This window comes from Prosthecobacter sp. (assembly GCF_049294395.1).
Lineage (GTDB): Bacteria > Verrucomicrobiota > Verrucomicrobiia > Verrucomicrobiales > Verrucomicrobiaceae > Prosthecobacter.
Genome location: NZ_JBAQCR010000286.1, coordinates 1 through 18,273 on the forward strand (window position 1 = coordinate 1; position 18,273 = coordinate 18,273).

The window sequence follows — 18,273 nt, forward strand, 5'->3', positions numbered from 1 at the left end:
CCGTTGTACATGATGGCCACCGCCTGCCCCTGGGACAGATTGCTGAAGGTGCCGCTGATGAAGCCCAGCCCGGTGTTTTTCACCACCATCAGATTGGTCCCGGTGGCGGGTGCGAAGTTCAAAGTGAGGGCGCCGAGGGTGTTGCCGGTGGCGGTGAAGCCAGTGGTGACGAGCGGCACATCACTGAGAGTGCTCCAGACCGCAGGCAGCGCAGGGCGCACCCCCGTGACGGAGTAGGTTTGCGTGGAGACCCCATCCTGCGCGGTGACCACCACACTGAAGAAATTACTCCCCACATCGACGGCCAAAGGACCGCTGGCGCTGCCCGAGTTGACGTGAGTCCCGTTGACCTGCACCGATGAAGTGCTGTCTGCCACGGTGGGTGTCAAGGTCATCGATGTCGTCCCAAAAGGCACCGTGACGGTGTAGCTCGTGGCACTGCTGTCAAAGGCAGGCGAGAGGATGCCGACACTGGGAGTCAAACTGGCCAGCCGCGCATTGGTGGAGGGTGCCGCGCGCGTGACCGTCACCGTGTAAGTTTGAGTGGTGGTGCCATCCTGAGCCGTCACCACGGTGATCAGCGTGTTGTCTCCCACGCTGAGGGAAACGGGCGCACTCGCACTGCCCGGAGACACCGGCAGCCCATTGACCGTCATACTTGCGCCGGCATTCGCCAACGTGGGCCTCAGGGTGATGGAGGTGACAGGATAACCCACGGTGGCCGTGTAGCTCGTGGTGCCACCTGCAAAGACAGGACTCAGCGTGCCGTTGTTCAAGGCCAGGCCGGTCAGATTCGCATTGGTGCTGATCGTGGTGAAAGTCTGGTCGCTGCCATTGGCCGTGCCCGCACCACTCACCGCTTTGACACGGTAATGATACGTGGTGCCAGGTGTCAGGCCGGTCAGGCTTGCTGCCACCGCAGTCGTGCTGCTGTCAGTCAGCGTGGCAGGCGTGGCAGCCACCGTGGTGCCGTAGGAAGTGGTGGGGCCGAACTCAAAGCTCACCGTCGTGGTGTTGCCGCTGGCATTGGCGGTGCCGTTCAAGGTCCCACCGGTGGTCGTGATGGAGGTGGCGGCCAGAGTGGCGGCTGCGGGCGCTGCGGGCGGAGCAGCCGCTGTGGCAAACATAAAGCCGGCGGTGGGCCCCATGGCCACAGTGGCGAAGTTCTCTCCGGCAGAAAGCGTGCTGGTGCTGACAGTCACCGGCACGCTGCTGTTGGACGTACTGTTATTTCCCAGTTGTCCCTGGGTGTTGCCACCCCAGGTCACGATCGTGCCCTCTGCACAAAACGCCGCACTCATAGAACTGCCGCCAGCGAGCCCCAGCACCTTTCTTCCATAAAGTGCCGATGTGCCGCTGGCAGTATTGACCGCCACTGCCGCTGGGCGGTTGGTGGCGCTGTTGTCACCGAGCTGGCCGCTGGAATTGCTGCCCCAGGCCAGTAGAGTGCCATCGGAGCAAAGCGTCATGCTATGGTTCCATCCTGCGGCGATGGCAGCAGGAGTTTTCCCATAAAGTGCCGAGGTGCCGCTCACGGCATTGACGGCTCCTGGCACAGAGCGGTTGCTAAAGGTGTTGTCACCCAACTGGCCGTAAGCATTGCTCCCCCATGAAGCCAGGCTGCCATCCGAGCACAAGGCCATGCTGAAAGCTGTGCCCGCCGCCACCGCCTGGGGAATTTTGCCATATAGAGAGGAAACGCCGCTCACGGCATTGACCTTCACCGGCACGGGACTGTTGGTGGTGCTGTTGTTGCCCAGCTGGCCACTGGCATTGGAGCCCCATGCCACCACCGTCCCGTCGGAGCAGAGAGCCACGCTGTGGGAAGAACCCGCCGCTATCCCAACGACTGATTTACCGTAGAGGGCGGAAACACCGCTGGCCGTGTTCACTGCCACGGGCGCGATGCGGGTGGTTGTGGTGCCATCCCCAATCTGGCCAATGCTGTTGGAGCCCCAGCTGACTACGGTCCCATCGGAGCACAGGGCCATGCTCGTCTCGTACCCTGCGGCAATGGCCACCACCGTTTTGCCATACAAGGCGGAAACACCACTCGCGGTGTTGACCGCCACGGGCGTGGCGCGTGAATTGTAGGTGTTGTCCCCGAGCTGTCCGTACCAGTTCCCCCCCCAGCCGGCCACCGTACCGTCCGAACAAAGGGCCAGGCCGTGGGCGGAGCCTGCTGAAAGCGCCACGATCACCTTGCCAGCAAGCACTCCGGTGGCTGTGACTGGCACTGGCACGAGACGATTGGTGGAAGTGCCATCTCCCAGAGTTGCATTGAGATTCGACCCCCAGCTCATGGCCCGGTTGCCAGCCCAGACCAGCACGAGGTCATTGCCAGTGCCGCCGTAATAGTTGGCGACGTAATTGTATTTCACCCCATTGTAGACAAGCGCCACCGCCTGCCCCTGGCTCAAGTTGCTGAACGTGCCGCTGATGAAGCCAAGCCCGGTGTTGTTCACCACCATCAGACTTGCTCCAGTGACCGGCGCATAGTTGAGTGTGAAATCCACCGTGCTGCCCGAGGCACTGAAGCCGTTTGCAGATACTGGCACATCCGTTGCGGTGGCAAAGGTGGCTGAAGTGGAGCCGGGGACAGCGATGGTGTAAGTCTGCTTGGTCACACCATCCTGCGCAGTCACCTGCACATTGATAACAGTGGTACCAGACCCCAGGCTGATCGGCCCGCTGCTGCTGCCGGAGGTGACAGCGACGCCATTGACCGTCACCGTTGCATGGCTTTCAGACACCGTGGGAGTGCAGGTGACGGTGGTCGTGCCGCTGCCCACTGCAGGAGTTGCATAGCTGATCGTGCCGCCGGCGAAAGCCGGACTCAATGCGCCTGCGCTGCTCGCCAGACCGGCCAGGCTGGCGTCATTGCTGAGAGTGGTGAAGGTTTGATCACTGCCAGGGAAACCTGCTGCTTTCACGCGGAAGTGGTAGGTGGTGTTGGGTGCCAGTCCGCTGAGAGCAGCACTCACGGCGGTGTCACTGCCTCCTGTGACACTGCCAGGAGTTGCGGTCACGCTGCTGCCGTAGGCGGTGGTGGTGCCGTAGTCAAAGGAGACGGCCACGGCGATGCCGTTGTTGGGGTTCACCGTGCCGTTCAACGTGGCGTTCGCGGAGCCAACCGCTGTCGCTGCCAGAGTCGTGACGGTTGGCACCGGCTCCGCCACCAGCGCCAGTGACTGCCCCTCATTGGCAACTCGGGAGGGATTGATCACGCGCTCTCCCGCATTGAGCGAAGTGGTGAGTGCAAGCTGGGGCACCAGGCTGTTGTTCGTCGTGTTGTTGCCCAGCTGGCCGTAATAATTGTAGCCCCATGTTGCCACCGTACCATCTGTACAGAGAGCTGTGCAACTGGAACCAACTGCAGCGATGCCCACCACCGTTTTGCCATGCAGGGCCGAGGTGCCGCTGGCCGTGTTCACCAGCACCGGCACACTGCTGTTGGTCGTCGTGTTGTTGCCAAGCTGGCCGTAGTTGTTGTAGCCCCAGGCTGCGACGGTGCCATCCGCACACAGGGCCAGGCTCAGCCAGTTGCCGGCAGCAATGCCCACCACCGTTTTGCCATACAGAGCGGAAACTCCGTTCGTCGTATTGACCGCCACCGGCACTTTCATCTGCACGCCGCTGTTGTTGCCGAGGTCGCCAAAGATGTTGTCTCCCCAGGCCACCACGGTGCCATCCGAGCACAAAGCCATCGTATGCTGATCGCCCGCCGAGATGGCCACCACGGTTTTTCCGTACAAGGCCGAGATGCCGTTCGTTGTGTTCACCGCCACGGGCACTGTGCTGCTGGTGGTCGTGTTGTTACCGAGCTGCCCGGTGTTGTTGTAGCCCCAGGCTGCCACAGTGCCGTCAGAACACAGCGCCACCGAATGATAAGTTCCTGCGGAGACCGCCACCACGGTTTTCCCATACAAGGCCGAGGTGCCGCTGGCTGTGTTTACCAGCACTGGCGCATTGGTGTTGGTGGTACCGTTGTTGCCGAGCTGTCCATAGGGGTTGTAACCCCAGGAAACCACTGAGCCGTCAGAGCACACGGCCAGGCTGAAATAGGTTCCCGCCGAGACGCCCACCACTGTCCTGCCATACAAGGCAGAAACACCACTCGCCGTATTCACCGTCACCGGAAAGTTGATGCTGGTATTGTTACCGTTGCCGAGCGTGCCGTAGTAGTTGGTGCCCCATGCAGCCAAAGTCCCGTCCGAACAGAGACCCAGACTATGACCGCTTCCTTGTGACAGAGCCAGAATCGTTTTGCCAGCCAGCACTCCGGTCGCAGTCACGGGCACCATCACATTGCGCTGCGTCGCGGTGCCGTCCCCGATCTGTGCCGTGCTGTTGTCTCCCCAGGCAAACGCCCGATTGGCAGCCCAGGCCAGCACGAGATCATTGCCGGTGCCGCCGTAGTAGTTGGCGACGAATTTGTAAGTCACACCGTTGTAGGAAAGCAGCACCGCCTGTCCTTGCGCAAGGTTGTCAAAGGTGCCGTTGATGAAGGGAACGCCGGTGTTGTTGACCACCATCAGGTTCGTACCGGTGGCGGGGGCGTAGTTGAGCGAGAGATTCACCGTGCTGCCCGTGGCGGTGAGGCCATTGACGGTGAGCGGCCCATCGGTGGCGGCGGCGAAGGAGGCGGGAACGGTGGTGGTGCGTGTGACGGTGACGGAATACGTCTGCGTCGTCGTTCCATCCTGCGCAGTGACCACGGTGGTTAGGGTGTTGGTTCCCACATTGAGAGGAATGGCCGTGCTGGCACTGCCGGAGGTCACGGTCACTCCATTGACCTTCACACTGGCGTTCGTGTCTGCCAGCGTGGGACGCAGGATGACGGTGGTGACAGGATAGTCCACCGAAGCGGTGTAGCTCGTGATGCCAGTGGCAAAGCCAGGCGTGAGCGTGCCGTTGTTGATGACCAATGCGGTGAGGCCGGCGTTGTTGTTGAGCGTGGTGAAGGTAAGATCGCTGCCTGTGGTCGTCCCGACATCATTCGAAGCATGGACGCGGAAGTGGTAGGTGGTTCCCGGTGTGAGGCCGGTCACCACCGCGCTGACGGCGGTGGTGGTGCTGTCGCTCAGCGAGTCAGGCGTGGCGGTCACGGTGCTGCCGTAAGCCGTGGTCAGGCCGTAGTCAAAGCTGACCGAAGTCGTTCTCTGGCTGGCATTGACGGTGCCGTTGAATGTCGCGGTGGTGTTGGAGAGGGAGCTTGCCGCGAGGGTGGTGCTGACGGGAAAAGGGGGTGGGGTGGCCACCACTGCAAGCACATGGTATGCCCAGGCTCCAGTCGAAACGCTGGCAAAAACCTCACCTGCATTGAGCTGGGCGGTAATGACGGTTTTGGGCACGCTGCTCCAGATGGTGCTGTTGACGCCGAGCTGGCCGTAAAAGTTGGAGCCCCAGGCAACCAACATGCCGTCCGTGCACAGCGCCGCGCCGTGGGCACCGCCGCAGCCCAGCGAAGCCACCGTTTTGCTGTAGAGGTCTGAGACGCCGCTGGCCCTGTTTACCGCCACCGGCACCGCTTTGCTGGTGGTCGTAGTGTCGCCGAGCTGACCGTTGCTGTTGGTTCCCCAGGCGAGCACCGTGCCGTCCGTGCAGAGCGCCAGGCTGAGCCCAAAGCCCGCCGCGATGGAGACGGGGGTTTTGCCATACAGGGCCGAGGTGCCACTGACCGCATTGACCGCCACGGGCGCATTGCGCTGCACCGTGGTATTGTCGCCGAGTTCATTGAAAATATTCGCCCCCCAGCTGGCGAGGCTGCCATCTGAGCAGAGGGCCATGGTATGGTTCCACCCTGCGGCAATGGCCACCACGCTCTTGCCATACAGGGCGGAGACGCCGCTGGCGGTGTTGACCAGCACAGGCACGGGCGCGACAATGCCGCCGGCGCTGTTGATGCCGAGTTGGCCGTAGGTGTTCCACCCCCAGGTGGACACGGTACCGTCAGAGCACAAAGCCACGCTGTGGGAGTGACCTGTGGAAATGGCGACCACATTTTTTCCATAGATGGCGGAGGTGCCGCTGGCGGTGTTGATCAGCACGGGCACGTTACTGCTGGCGGTGCTGTTGATGCCGAGCTGCCCGTTGGAGTTGCTGCCCCAGGTTGCGACGGTTCCATCCGAACACAGGGCCATGGAGAAAGCCCCCCCCGCAGAGATGGCCACCACCGTCTTACCAGCCAGAGCAGAGACACCATCTGCCGTGCTGACCGCGACAGGCGTGGAGCTGGAAGTGGTAGTGTTATTACCGAGCTGCCCATTCGTGTTGTCCCCCCATGCGACCAGCGTGCCGTCTGAGCACAGGGCGAGGCTGTGGGTGCTGCCAGGGGCGACGGCGATAACCGTCTTGTCAGCCAGAACGCCAGTCGCCACGACCGGAACTGGAATATTGCGCTGCGTGGTGGTGGTGTCCCCGATCTGGCCGGAGTTGTTTTGCCCCCAGGCAAATACCCGGTTGGCCGCCCACACCAGCACCAGATCATTGCCGGTGCCACCGTAGTAGTTCGCGACAAAATGATACGTCACCCCGCCATAGCTCAGGTCAACGGCCTGCCCCTGTGCCAGATTGTCAAACGTGCCGTTAATGAATGGCAGCCCGGTGTTTTTCACCACGGTCAGGTTCGTCCCGGTGGGCGGCGCGAAGTTCAGCGTGAAGTTCACCGTATTCCCGGTGACGGTGTAACTGCTGGCGGTCACGGGCACATCCGTGGCGGAGTTCCACGTGGCATTGACCACTGCTCCTTCAGCAGCGGCCAGCAGGGCTAGGAAAACAAAAAACGCGCATAGGTAAATGCGAAGGGGGTACACCATAAAAAACGCACCTATCCCAGCCCCACGATTACACTTCAAGGAGTTTCGTCTGTCAGTTTTGTGTCGGAATGGCAGGGATTTCACCAGCGCCTTAGCAGGCCCGCGTGAAGCACCTAGGTTTCGGCGCCCGATCCGGCGAGAAACGGACGCTATCACCTCACGGCACATCATACGTGCCCAGAGCCGCGACATCGAAGCGGGGCATGCCGGCTTCGTCGGCGATCTCGTTGAGGGCTTCGACTTCGGCGGTGCTGAAGAGCAGGCCGCCGGCTTTGGCGGTGTGGGCGGCGTTTTGGGCTTCGGGCTGGCCGGGGAGCATGCAGGACTCATTGCCGTGGCCGAGGATGTCGTCGATCACCGCTTTGATGTTCTCGTTGAAGTTGCGGCCGTTCGAGAAGAGGCCGGTGCTGATGGCATCGGGGTGGATGACCTGGAAGTAGAAGCTGCTGGTGCGCTTTTCGCCGGCTGGGAATGGCTTCCCTTTGATGTCGGGATGGGCACCGCCGCCACGCAGGGTGGGCAGGCCGCCGCCGATCATGCCGCCCATGACTTCGATGAGGAGGGAGAGGCCGTAGCCTTTGTGTGCGCCGAAGGGCAGGAGCCAGGCGGCTTCATTGGCATCGGTGGTGGGTTTGCCAGCGGCATCCACGGCAGCGCCGGGAGGGAGGGGCTTGCCTTCACGCTTGAGCTGCTGCACGCGGCCCATGGCCACGGTGGAGGTGGCCCAGTCGATCACGATGGGGAAACCGCAGGCGTCCTGCGTGGGGAGGCCCCAGGAGTGTGGGTTTGTGCCGAGCACGGGGAATTTGCCGCCAAAGGGGACCACTTCGCCCAAGGTGGAGGTGCAATTGGTGTAGGCGATGTAGCCTTTCTTGGCCGCGTCCATGACGTAGCCGCCGCCCCAGAGGTAGTGGAAGGCATTGTCCACGCTCACCTGGCCAATGCCGTACTTGTCGGCCATTTCCATGCAGCGCTCCATGGCGCTGAAGGCCACGCTCTGGCCGAGCTTGAGCTTGCCGTCCCAGGCTTCGCTGGCGGCGAAGGGCTTCTTGATGACTTCGATTTCTGCGCCCGGCTTGCAGCCGCCAGTGGCGCTGCCGAAGAGGTGATCGAGGTGCAGGGCCTTGATGGCGTTGTGGGTGCGGATGCCGTGGGCCGAGGCCATTTCGCAAAATCGTGCGCCGTCATCGGCCTCCGCCTGGGTGTAGCCGCGATGCTTGTAGGCGGCGCGGACGAGATCGTTGTGGGCTTCAGTGGGGACGATGTGGTACGTGGTGGGCATGGTTGGCGGATATTGGAGCATCCGCCCGGACACGCAAGAAGCAGAAATAAAGAAGGCTCCGCTCTTGCGAGCGGAGCCTCCGGAAGTCAGGCCAAGCAGAGGCCGTCACCCAGTCCCCAGCGCCTATTCCTTTTTGGCGGGCTTGAAGACGTCGTGGCAGGCCTTGCAGTTGTTGGCCTTCTTGAATTCGCTGATGCCGGCGGCGTCTTTGGCCTTCACCTTCTGCAGTGCGGCGACCATGCTCTTGCACTTTTCCACCCAGGCGGCCTTCTCGCCACGTGGCGGTGTGGCGGCGCAGATGGCCTGCACGCATTTGATCAGGGAGTCGAGTTCGGCGTCGGTGGCTTCGCCTTTGCCGACCTTCTTGGCGATGGCGTCTTCGGGTTTCCAATTCTTCTTCATCGCGCCCTTGATGAGGTCGTCTGCCGAGGCGGTGCTGAGGCTGATGGCAAGGCAGAGGAGGGAGAGTGCTGTTTTCTTCATGTGGTGTCTGACGTGTTTTATGATGTGATGTATTTGGAGGAGAAGCCGCAGCGCGCACGGCATTGGAAAAACGCATTCCAAGCAGTTCTTTTACCAAGAACTGAGGGCAATATTTCCAATTCACCTTTTTTAATTCAGCCACGCGCTTTGAGTCAATGCTGGAATGGCAAGCGTTGCAGGAATCAATCATCATGCCTTGGCTGCGCACCGCCCATGAGACTCCCTCTCATATGCCCCCCCTTGGCTTGATGATGCTCTTCTTTAAAACTCGGCGCGAGATTGGTGGTTGGACTGCGTTTTACGCCGCCTCCTGCCCATGAAACTCTTTCTTCTCCCTCTTCTGATGCTTGGCGGCATGGCCGCTGCCGCAGACACCGAACTGCTGATTCAGCTGGGTCTGAATGACAAAGAGACCACCGTATGGGATGGCTCCATCTCCGTGACGCCGGGAGAGGTGCAGGAGGTCAGCGGCTATCGTTTTGAGCAGAAGGACACGATCAAGGGCAAGGATGCGTGGCAGGCCAGCAGCCGCACACCGCAGGGCGCAAATGCGAAGGCGCGCGGGAACAATCCAAAGAAGATCGGCGCGATGACCAGGCAACTCGGTCCCATTTTTGAAAACGGAGTGTTTGTGAAACTGAAGGACGTCACGCCGGAGAGCAGCGTGGAGGTCACCACGGCGCAGGGCAAGATCTCCTTCAAGCTGGCGGATGTGAAACCCGGCGAGGCGCTGGATCTGCTGGAGGGCCGCGTGGCGGTGCAGCAGACGGCCTTCAACCTGCGCAAGATGTCACCGGAACGCACGGACGATGACTTCCCTGCCCTGGCCGTGGGTGCCGATGGCCACGGCTTCCTGGTGTATCAGAGCTTCACGCCGGGCCTCGACCGCGATGAACGTGCAAAGCGCTGGGAGAAGGAGCCGGAAGATTTCGCCTTCCTCGGACAGCCCACGGGCGGTGATCAGCTCTGGCTGCATGTGCGCCAGACCAACAAGTGGGAGGACGAGCGCATCGCCGTCACGAAAGCCGGCAAGGACATCTACAAGTCTGCGGTGTCGGTGGATGGCAAAGGTGGCGCATGGATCGTGTGGAGCGAGCGCGTGGATGGGAACTTTGAGATCTTCACGCGTCACTTCAGCGATGGCAAACTTGGCGCGGTTGAAAACCTCTCGAATTCACCCGGCAATGATCTGTGCCCAGTGATCGCGCATTCGACGAAGAACACTGTGCTGGTAGCATGGATGGCGGCGCATGAGGGCAAGTTTGAGATCCGCACGCGCACGCACGCCGCCGATGCCTGGGCACCCACGCAGACGGTTTCCACAAGCAGCGGCAACTGCTGGAACCCATCCCTCAGCACTGATCCACGCGCCGAGGGTAGCAGCGGGCAGTTTGCGCTGGCTTGGGATACCTATGAGAAGGGAGATTACGACATCTGGCTTGCCATTTTGGAAGCCGATGGCAAGGGACCTTTCAAGCCCATGCCGGTGGCGAATACGGCGCAGTATGAGGCGCGTGCGTCCGTGGCGTATGATCATCAGGGCAGCGTGTGGGTGGCCTATGAAAAGAGCGGTGCGACCTGGGGCAAGGACTGGGGCGCTTACGACAGCAGCGACGGCATCGGATTGTACCGCAATCGTGAAATCGGCATCGCCGTGTGGGATGGCAAGGCGTGGCAGGAGCCGCAGGGAAAAATCGCCGATGCTCTGCCCGGGGCCGTGGCCGCACGGCAAGGCAAGGGCAAAGGGAAAGGCAAAGGACGCGGCGCAGATGTGACCTCCCCTGCACCGCCGAAATCACCTGAAGTGCCGGATGGCCTGGCCTTTGAGCAGCCCGCCGTGCGCAAAGGTGCGCCGGGCGCGCATGCGGAGGCCACGGGCCCGCAGACTTACAACAATCTGGGCCGCATCATCTGCGATGCCGAAGGGCGCATCTGGCTCATCGCGCGCACGCGCTTGAACAGTTTCCGCGGCCCGCTGGGCAGCAGCTGGGGCAGCGTGGCGGCGTATCTCGACGGCGCCGAGTGGGTGGGGCCCATCACGATTCCGCACAGCGACAATCTGATGTACAATCTCCCTGCTCTCGCGGCCGGGCCGAAGAACCTTTTCGTGGCCCATAGCAGCGACCACCGCATGGATCGTATGAACGAATTCAACCGCGCCAAGAATCCGGGCGGCAAAGGCGGCAACGCCTCGCTGGATGCGAGCAAGGACCCTTTTGACAACGACGTCTATTTCAGCCGTCTGAGCACCATGGGTCCGGTGAAGGCCGCAGCGCTCAAGCCCATCGCGAACGCCCCGCAGGACAATCCCGCGCCGAGCAAGCGCACGCAGGCCGAGCGCTCTGAACTCAGCGCCATCCGCAGCTTCCGCTCCACCATCGGCGGCACGGAGCGGCAGATCCTGCGCGGTGAATTCCACCGGCACACTGAGATCAGCGGAGACGGCGCGAATGACGGCCCGCTGGAGGACATGTGGCGCTACGCGATTGATGCCGCGTCCATGGATTGGATCGGCAATGGTGACCACGACAACGGCAACGGCCGCGAGTACACCTGGTGGCTGACGCAGAAGACGACGGACGCCTTTTTCCTGACAAAGGCCTTCACGCCCATGTTCAGCTATGAGCGCAGCGTGGTGTATCCCGAAGGGCACCGCAATGTGGTCTTCGCCCAGCGCGGTGTACGCACCCTGCCCCGCCTGCCCCTGAGCGATGTGCGCGTGCATGAGCCCGCGCCGGACACAAACATGCTTTACAAGTACCTCAAGAAATTCAACGGCGTCTGCGCCAGCCACACCAGCGTGGGGAGCATGGGCACCGACTGGCGCAACTGGGGCGGCGAGTTTGAACCCATGGTGGAGATCTACCAGGGCGCACGCCAGAACTACGAGTACCCCGGCTGCCCGCGCTGCCCCACGGAGAACGACGCCATCGGCGGTTGGGAGCCCGGCGGCTGGGTGTCTGACGCCTTTGCCAAAGGCTACAAGTTCAGCTTCCAAAGCAGCAGCGACCACGGCAGCACGCACATCAGCTACGCCATGATCCTGGCCGAGGACTACAGCCGCGAGGGCATCCTCAAAGCCATGAAGCAGCGCCACACGTATGGTGCCACGGACAACATCATCGCCGACAGCCGCTGCACCGCAGTTGATGGCAAAGAGCGCATGATGGGAGACGAATTCGCCGTTAAAGGCGCACCCACGATCACGCTGAAACTCATTGGCACCATGCCGTTTGAAAAAGTGACGCTGATCAAAGACAACGTGGAGTTCCCCATGAACGCGCCGAAGGAAAAGGAGATCAACCTCACCTGGACGGATCCGAAGCCTGAAAAGGGCAAGACCAGCTACTACTATTTCAGGGGTGAGCAGACCAACGGGGAGCTTGTGTGGGTGTCGCCGATGTGGATATCGCTGGAATGATGAAGGATGAGGCTTGCGCGCCCTTCCTCGCTCTCATAAAGCGTCAGGCCACTCCAACATGTCTTCAAAGAACAGCATGAACGTTTGTCCCGACTATAATTGGGAGTCCTATTCTTACAACACCGACAGCGGCCCTGTTATTGTTGGATTTCATACGGACTCGAACAAAATAGAGAAAAGCAAATATCCTTTATGTGCTCGCGTCTTGATCACCATTAAGGCCCCCAATCAGAATGGAGGCCCTTCTCAGGACGAAGCTCAGGTGCTGTGGGACATGGAGGATCGCCTGGTTGAGTTGCTGAACGCCGAGAATGCGCCCTGCCTGCTGCTTGGACGTTTGACACACAGCGGCACAAGAGAGTTGGTATTCCAAGTTGCAGACTACACCCCATTCCGCCCACCCGTCGGACGTTGGATCAGAGAGCATGGTGACTACGAGACCAATGTTTCCGAGCACGATGGCTGGGACTTTTTCTTTGCGTCCGTATGGCCGTCCGCCACTTCATGGGCGCTCATTTTCGACCGTCGTGTCGTGGACAACCTTGTGCAGGCAGGGAGTGATCCATCAAAGCCTCATTCGCTGGAGTTTGTCTTTCGTGGCAACATCGGCGGCCTGGAACAGATGTACGCCGCCTTGACAGCCAAAGGCTATTCCTTGCTGGAGGCATCGGCGTCGGAATTCCGATTGGTCATGGCCCGTAGCATGCCCCTGGATGTCGGAGCGATTTTCAGGGAGAGTCTTTCACATCGCGAGGCATGCCAGCGTTTGAACATCGAGTATGACGGGTGGGGAGCGTCCGTAGTCACATGAAGCCACGCATCACGGACCATGAGCTGACAAATCGTCAAAGTCTGATGCGTGTACTGCCTCTGGCATTCGCCATTCTGGCATGCGTCATTCATCATTCCGCCCACGCCCACCCCGCAGACCAGAGCGAGATGCGCGTGCGGCCGAAGCCGCATCAGCTGGAGATCCGGCTGACGTTTAACATCCTTACGCTCACGCGCTTCACCGGCATCGACACGGATGGAGACAGGAAGATCAGCATGGCGGAGCTGACCGCCGCGCAGCCGCGCATTGGCACGTATCTGAACCAGCACATCCATGTGGAGATCAACCGGCAGAAAGCCATGCTGGGCTCCGGCGTGCGCTTTGCGCCCGTCTGGCCGGACACCGCGCAAACACCGCCGATGACCGAGATCGATTACGCGGCGCGCAATGTGGATGTGACCTTCGTGCAAACCATCGAGGGCAAGGTGCTGGAGGACTTCTGGCTGGGCTTCGAGATCTTCGAGCAGACCGGGCCGATGCAGACGATCCACGGCGTCTTTGAGCAGGACGGGCAGATCGAAGACGTGACCTTCAGCGCGCAGGAGCCGGAGTATCTCTACGACACCGGCTTTGCGGACGACCCCTTTGTGCAGGAGGAGGAAAAGAAGCAGAAGTCCGGCCTCACTGCCGCGCCCGCCGAAGAGATGCCTGCACGACCCGCTGCGACACTCGCCGCCGCATCGAGCTATGCGGCACCGGCGGCTACCGCTCCAGGCAAGCCTGCGGCCACCGTCGCATCTGGGCCCGCAGGCAGCCCTGCGGTCAAGCTCGCCACTCCCATTGAAACCAAAGACACAGCCGCAGCCCCCAGTTCGGAACGCTGGTGGATGGTCCGCGCTGTGGTGATCATGATCATGCTTGTGATAGGGCGCAAACTTCAACTCAGCGCCCGTGCTCGGCTCGTCAGCACCCGTCGCCGCCCCCGGCCACGACCAAGGTAAGCTGCGAGGCAACCCGATGCACTGCGGAGCTGGCCGACACCATCAACCGCTCGTGTCCATGACCACTGCGGACGGCGACGGGACTTCGCCACGCAGTTCCGCGATCTGCCCTTTGAGAGCGGCGATCTTTTCCAAGAGGTTCGTTTCGTCGATCGCGGCGCGCTTGATCCGCTCCTCCCATTGAGACGAGCCATCCTGATTGCCACCGTTTTGCCCCTCCTGAAGCGAAGGAAGCGACGGGCGGATGCGGGCACGGAGCTCGAGGGCGCGTGAATTTTGGCGCAGGAAATTGAGACGACTTTCTTCCCGCTGAAGCTCTTCACGCAGGCGGCTGAGTCGGCTGTTCGGCCTGACTTCACTGAGCAGCGCGCTGCCCGTTTTCGTCTCTGAAGACGATGTGGAAGAGTTCACCGTCCTGGCTGATGCGGAACCCTCGACGGAGGTCTGACGCGATGACTCCACTTTGCTGGTCTGAAGGCGCTCCATGATCTGACGCAGAGCGCCGAGTGCCATCAGAATTTCATCCTTCGCGTTGCGAGATTCCGGTGAATCCGCCTCGGCCTTCTGCAGCCGGTTCAGGCATAGATCCATCCGCTCTTTCCAGTCCAGCAAGGTGGTGATCTGCGTTTCCCAGCCGCCGAGCTGCTGGCGCAGATCTTTGATCTGCACATTGAGTGCGGCACTTTCCTGATCGTACAGCTCGCGGGCATCTTTCGACAACGAGCGGAATTCATCATACATCACCCGCTCCTGCTGCGCGGAGGCGGTCAGTGTGGCGATCTCCTGGCGGAGTTCTTTTTCCTGCGCTGTCATCTGATCCAGACGCTGGCGGGTCTCAGTCTCCTGATGATTGACGGCGTCACAGCTTGCGGTCGCGGTGGCCAGCTGCTGGGTGATGTCTTTGAGAGCGGCATCGAGCTGGGTGCGGCGTTGTGAGGCCTCTTCCACCTGGCGTCCCAAAATTCCGAGGTGCTGTTCTGCGGCAGCCACGTTGGCCTGCCGGGAAGTCAGCGCCTCCAGCGTGACCTTGAGGTCATGCGCAAGCTGGAGTTCCTGCGAGGCGGCCTCGAGTGCGCTGCGTGTTTCCACGAGCTTTTGCTCCTGGCCGGCCAAGGTGGCACCCGTGGTGGTCAGGTTCTGCTCCGTGGACTGCACTGCAGACTGAAGTTCTGACAGCTTCGCCGTGGCTGCGGTGATGCCTGCCTGATGCTCTGCCAGTTCCCTGCGGGCGGCCATGACCGCTGCGGCAGTGGCCTCATGCTCCTGCTGGGCCTGGCGGGCGCCTGCGGTGGAGACTTCACGTTCCTGTTCACGCCGTGAGATCTGGGCTTCGACTTCACGCAGGATCATCTCCTGGTTTTGCTGCCGCATGAGCAGATTTTCCACTTCATGACTCAAGGCCATGCGGCGCTCCTCGGCCTGCTGGCAGTCGTGCATCGCCTGCTGCAGTCGCACGGAGGTGGTGTCGATCTCCGCATGACGGGATTCCAATCGGATGCCTGCCTCTTCATGCTGCTGGCTGAGACGCTGCAGAGCGATCTCGGTACTGATGCGCTCCTGGCGCATGGCTTCGAGCTTGCCGGATTGTTCCTGCGTCTGGGCCTCCAGCTGGTGGGACTGCTGCTCCAGCACGTGAATGTGATCCCCAAGGATGGCTTCCTGCTCCTGGCGTTCCTGCAGGGTCTGATTCAGGGAGGACAGGCGTTTTTCGGCGGCCTGACAGTCATCCTGAGTGTTTTTCAGACGCTCTTCCGCAGTGGCAAGTTCAGCGCGGCAGGCTTGCAACGCATCTGCGGTGGACTGCCGGCTGTTGACCAGGACGACGATCTCTTCTCCGAGGGCGTGGTGGCGCTCGCCCAGCGTTGCCAATGAAGTTTCGGTGTCAGCGATCTGGTCCTGCACCTGCTGGCGTTTGACGCCAAGATCCGCGATCTCCTGAGTGAGCTGCTGAATCTGCTGAACGGACGACTCCTCATGCTGCTGATGCTGTGCCACAGCCCGGCCGAGGTCGGCCAGCTGCGTGGTGGCTTCCGTACACTCATTCAAAGTGATGCCCAGCTTCTCTTCCATGCGGGCGAGTTCGCCGCGGCGGGCCAGCACTGCCTGCGCGAGGGTCTGCTGGCAGGCGCGCAGTTCATCCATTTCCGCCTGACATTTCGTCCGCTGCTGGCGGAGCATGATCAAGGTCTGCTCGTGCTGAACGGCCTCTGACTTGAGTTCACCCAGCGCGGTTGCGGCAGCCACTCGCTGGCCCGCCAGCTCTCTGACCGCGTTCTGCAAATCGGCGTGGTTCTGATGGGTCTCCTGCACGGCCTGCCGGGCTTCCTGAAGCCGCGCCCGCTCATCGGCGATGGCGCTGCGCGTGATGTTGAGGGAGGCCTCGCTTTCGCGGCACTGGGCGGTGAGCTGCGTAAAATTCTGCTCCAGGGCCTGGTAGCGCGAAGTCAGATCCACGACATGACCGGTGGCCCGGCTGCCGGCTTCTTCCAGATAGTTGAGGCGCTCTTGTTTGAGCTTGAGGTTGGCCTCCGTCTGCTGGGCGCTCACCTCCATCCGTGCGATATTGATCGTCAGTTCCTGATGCCGCGTCTCATGACGAAGCACCAAGCCGCGCGCCTCGACAATGCGCTCCTGCTGGCGGGTCACCTCATCGATGGCTTTTTGCAGGAGATCGGAGAGTTCTGAGCTGCGCTCTTCCAGCAATGCCGACTCCGCCTTCAGCCCTGCAAGCTGCCTGGATGCGGCAGCCACCTGCGCCTCCACCGACTGCTTGTGGTTCTCCCATTCGCTCAACTGCTGCTGCGTCTGCTGCAGCCGACCCTGATCTTGCAGATAGCGGGCATTGATCTCCTGAAGCCGGCTCTGCAACAGCTCCCGGTGCCCGTTCAGTTTGACCAGCTGCTCGTTCTGGCTGGCCTCAAGACTGAGGAGACGGTTCACTTCCGAAGTCTTCTGTTCATGCAGCCGTGACATCTGCCGCACTTCATGGGTCAGCGCCCGGTGCTGCTCCTGCACGGACTGCAATTCAGAGTGCCAGCGTTCGCAGGTGGCCTGGGCATCAGCGGCGGCGGCATTGAGTTCCACCAATCTCCCGACGGGCAGACCTGACGTCTTCGGCGCCTTGGCTTCCCGACTTCCGTCTTTTTCAAAAGCGATGTTGCTCATAAGTAACTTCGTTGCAGCAATTCCTCAACTTACATCAATATTACGGATTGGTTAAGTAGTTTTTTGAAATTCTTTGTACTTAAACGGACCAGTTTGCAAAAAATGCCATTTTTCGGCACGGCTCGGTGCCCGACTGCCGCTCGGTGCAAGCTTTAGCGCCCCTTTTCGCAATATAAGCGGACACCGTCAGCACACATCGAGGTGACGTTGGCGTCTTCACCCTTGCGCCAGAGTTCCTCACTCACACCCGCCTGCATGGCGATTGCATGCTCGGCGAGCGCGTAGTTGCGGCGGTTTTCCTCCACGCTGACGCCCGCCTTGAAATCGGCGGCCACGCGTTCGTAAACCTCGGCAACGCGTTGGCGATAGGTGCTCAGGTGCCATGCCACATCGCTCCCCGCGCCAACGTGCGTCAGGTAGAGCGTCTTGAAATTGGCAGCCAGGAGGCGGTCCAGGGACTGCCCATAAGCGACAGGATCAAACTGCGGCGGCGCGGCAGTGACGGAAAGATAGCGGCTGTTTTCCAGCCTCATGCCGGCCACATCGCCGGTAAAGCAGACGTCCCCGATGATGAAGGCGTGATGGTGCCGCGCATGGCCCGGGGTATCCCAGGCGATGATTTCAATCTCGCCAAGGCTCACGCTTTCCGTGTCCTTCAATGCAACCACGCGTTCCGCAGGGACAGGCAGCATTTCGCCCCAGAGTTTGTCCATGAGATGGCCATAAACCATGCGGGCGCTTTCGATGAGCTTGGAAGGATCGATCAAATGCCGCGCGGCATTGGGATGGCAGTACACCGTGGCCCCCTGCTGCGCGAACCACCCGGCAGCGCCGGCGTGGTCGAGGTGAATGTGAGTGACGAAGACTTTCTTGATGGCGGATTCATCGACACCGACTTCACGGATTGCGGCGCGCAGGGTTTCCAGTGTGGAGCCCGGGCCGGTTTCGATCAGGGCAAATTCGCCGCCGCTCTCAATGAGGAAGGCCGCGATGACACCGGGAATGCCGATGAAATGGAGATCGAGGGTGTGAATGCGCATGGGAGTGCGATCAAGAAGGGCAAGATGAGTGCAGCGTCAAGGGGGCGGCGCATGGCTGCTATAAAGGCCACTGGGCAACTGATCTGACGGATCAGACAAGACCCGTCAGAAGAAACAGTCGCTTTGGCAAACGCGGAACTTTGTCTGAGGCGGAGTGCTGCGGGCTCGGAGGCTGATCTTTACCCACAAGTTGGTTGGGGGCGCAGTCTGCGCCAGACATCGGTGATGGTATCGAGCTTGTTGAGGCCCTGCCATAGCACCTGCGCTCCGGGGTGGCCGTCACCTTTACGG

Annotated in this window: 8 protein-coding genes; 3 read left to right on the forward strand and 5 right to left on the reverse strand. The window is 61.2% G+C overall.

Annotated elements, in window-relative coordinates; genetic code table 11:
- The 3 genes from WAW39_RS19390 to WAW39_RS19400 form a co-directional block, all read right to left on the reverse strand.
- Positions 1-6,818, reverse strand: a 6,818-nt coding sequence (locus tag WAW39_RS19390) for a cadherin-like beta sandwich domain-containing protein (protein ID WP_422320814.1), incomplete at its 3' end; no start/stop codon positions are given.
- A 157-nt stretch (positions 6,819-6,975) separates the two neighbouring features.
- Positions 6,976-8,100: an Ldh family oxidoreductase gene (locus WAW39_RS19395; protein ID WP_422320815.1), complete on the reverse strand. Its 1,125-nt coding sequence runs from the start codon at positions 8,098-8,100 to the stop codon at positions 6,976-6,978.
- Between the two features lie 123 nt (positions 8,101-8,223).
- On the reverse strand, positions 8,224-8,583 hold the full coding sequence (locus WAW39_RS19400) for a hypothetical protein (RefSeq protein WP_422320816.1): 360 nt from the start codon (positions 8,581-8,583) through the stop codon (positions 8,224-8,226).
- Positions 8,584-8,899: 316 nt separating this feature from the next.
- Between WAW39_RS19400 and WAW39_RS19405 the strand changes: the two genes are divergently transcribed.
- The 3 genes from WAW39_RS19405 to WAW39_RS19415 are packed head-to-tail and all read left to right on the forward strand — an operon-like array spanning position 8,900 to position 13,777.
- Positions 8,900-12,004 carry a hypothetical protein gene (locus tag WAW39_RS19405; protein ID WP_422320817.1) on the forward strand — a complete coding sequence of 1,035 codons (3,105 nt, stop codon included), beginning with the start codon at positions 8,900-8,902 and terminating at the stop codon, positions 12,002-12,004.
- Positions 12,005-12,062: 58 nt separating this feature from the next.
- Positions 12,063-12,815, forward strand: a complete 753-nt coding sequence (locus WAW39_RS19410) for a DUF695 domain-containing protein (protein ID WP_422320818.1) — start codon at positions 12,063-12,065, stop codon at positions 12,813-12,815.
- Positions 12,812-13,777 (forward strand): hypothetical protein, encoded by a 966-nt coding sequence (locus tag WAW39_RS19415; RefSeq protein ID WP_422320819.1) that lies wholly within the window; start codon positions 12,812-12,814, stop codon positions 13,775-13,777. Before WAW39_RS19410 ends, WAW39_RS19415 begins: the two co-directional genes overlap by 4 nt.
- Positions 13,778-13,819: 42 nt before the next feature.
- On the opposite strand, the gene WAW39_RS19420 is transcribed toward WAW39_RS19415, so the two are convergent.
- Positions 13,820-16,942 (reverse strand): hypothetical protein, encoded by a 3,123-nt coding sequence (locus WAW39_RS19420; RefSeq protein ID WP_422320820.1) that lies wholly within the window; start codon positions 16,940-16,942, stop codon positions 13,820-13,822.
- Positions 16,943-17,094: 152 nt separating this feature from the next.
- Positions 17,095-17,982, reverse strand: a complete 888-nt coding sequence (locus WAW39_RS19425) for an MBL fold metallo-hydrolase (protein ID WP_422320821.1) — start codon at positions 17,980-17,982, stop codon at positions 17,095-17,097.
- Between the last annotated feature and the right edge of the window lie 291 nt (positions 17,983-18,273).

Bases quoted from the DNA above. Each gene is read 5' to 3' on its own strand.
- WAW39_RS19410 (WP_422320818.1), top strand. From the start codon at position 12,063: ATGTCTTCAAAGAACAGCATGAACGTTTGTCCCGACTATAATTGGGAG.
- WAW39_RS19395 (WP_422320815.1), bottom strand. From the start codon at position 8,100: ATGCCCACCACGTACCACATCGTCCCCACTGAAGCCCACAACGATCTC.
- WAW39_RS19415 (WP_422320819.1), top strand. From the start codon at position 12,812: ATGAAGCCACGCATCACGGACCATGAGCTGACAAATCGTCAAAGTCTG.
- WAW39_RS19420 (WP_422320820.1), bottom strand. From the start codon at position 16,942: ATGAGCAACATCGCTTTTGAAAAAGACGGAAGTCGGGAAGCCAAGGCG.
- WAW39_RS19405 (WP_422320817.1), top strand. From the start codon at position 8,900: ATGAAACTCTTTCTTCTCCCTCTTCTGATGCTTGGCGGCATGGCCGCT.
- WAW39_RS19400 (WP_422320816.1), bottom strand. From the start codon at position 8,583: ATGAAGAAAACAGCACTCTCCCTCCTCTGCCTTGCCATCAGCCTCAGC.
- WAW39_RS19425 (WP_422320821.1), bottom strand. From the start codon at position 17,982: ATGCGCATTCACACCCTCGATCTCCATTTCATCGGCATTCCCGGTGTC.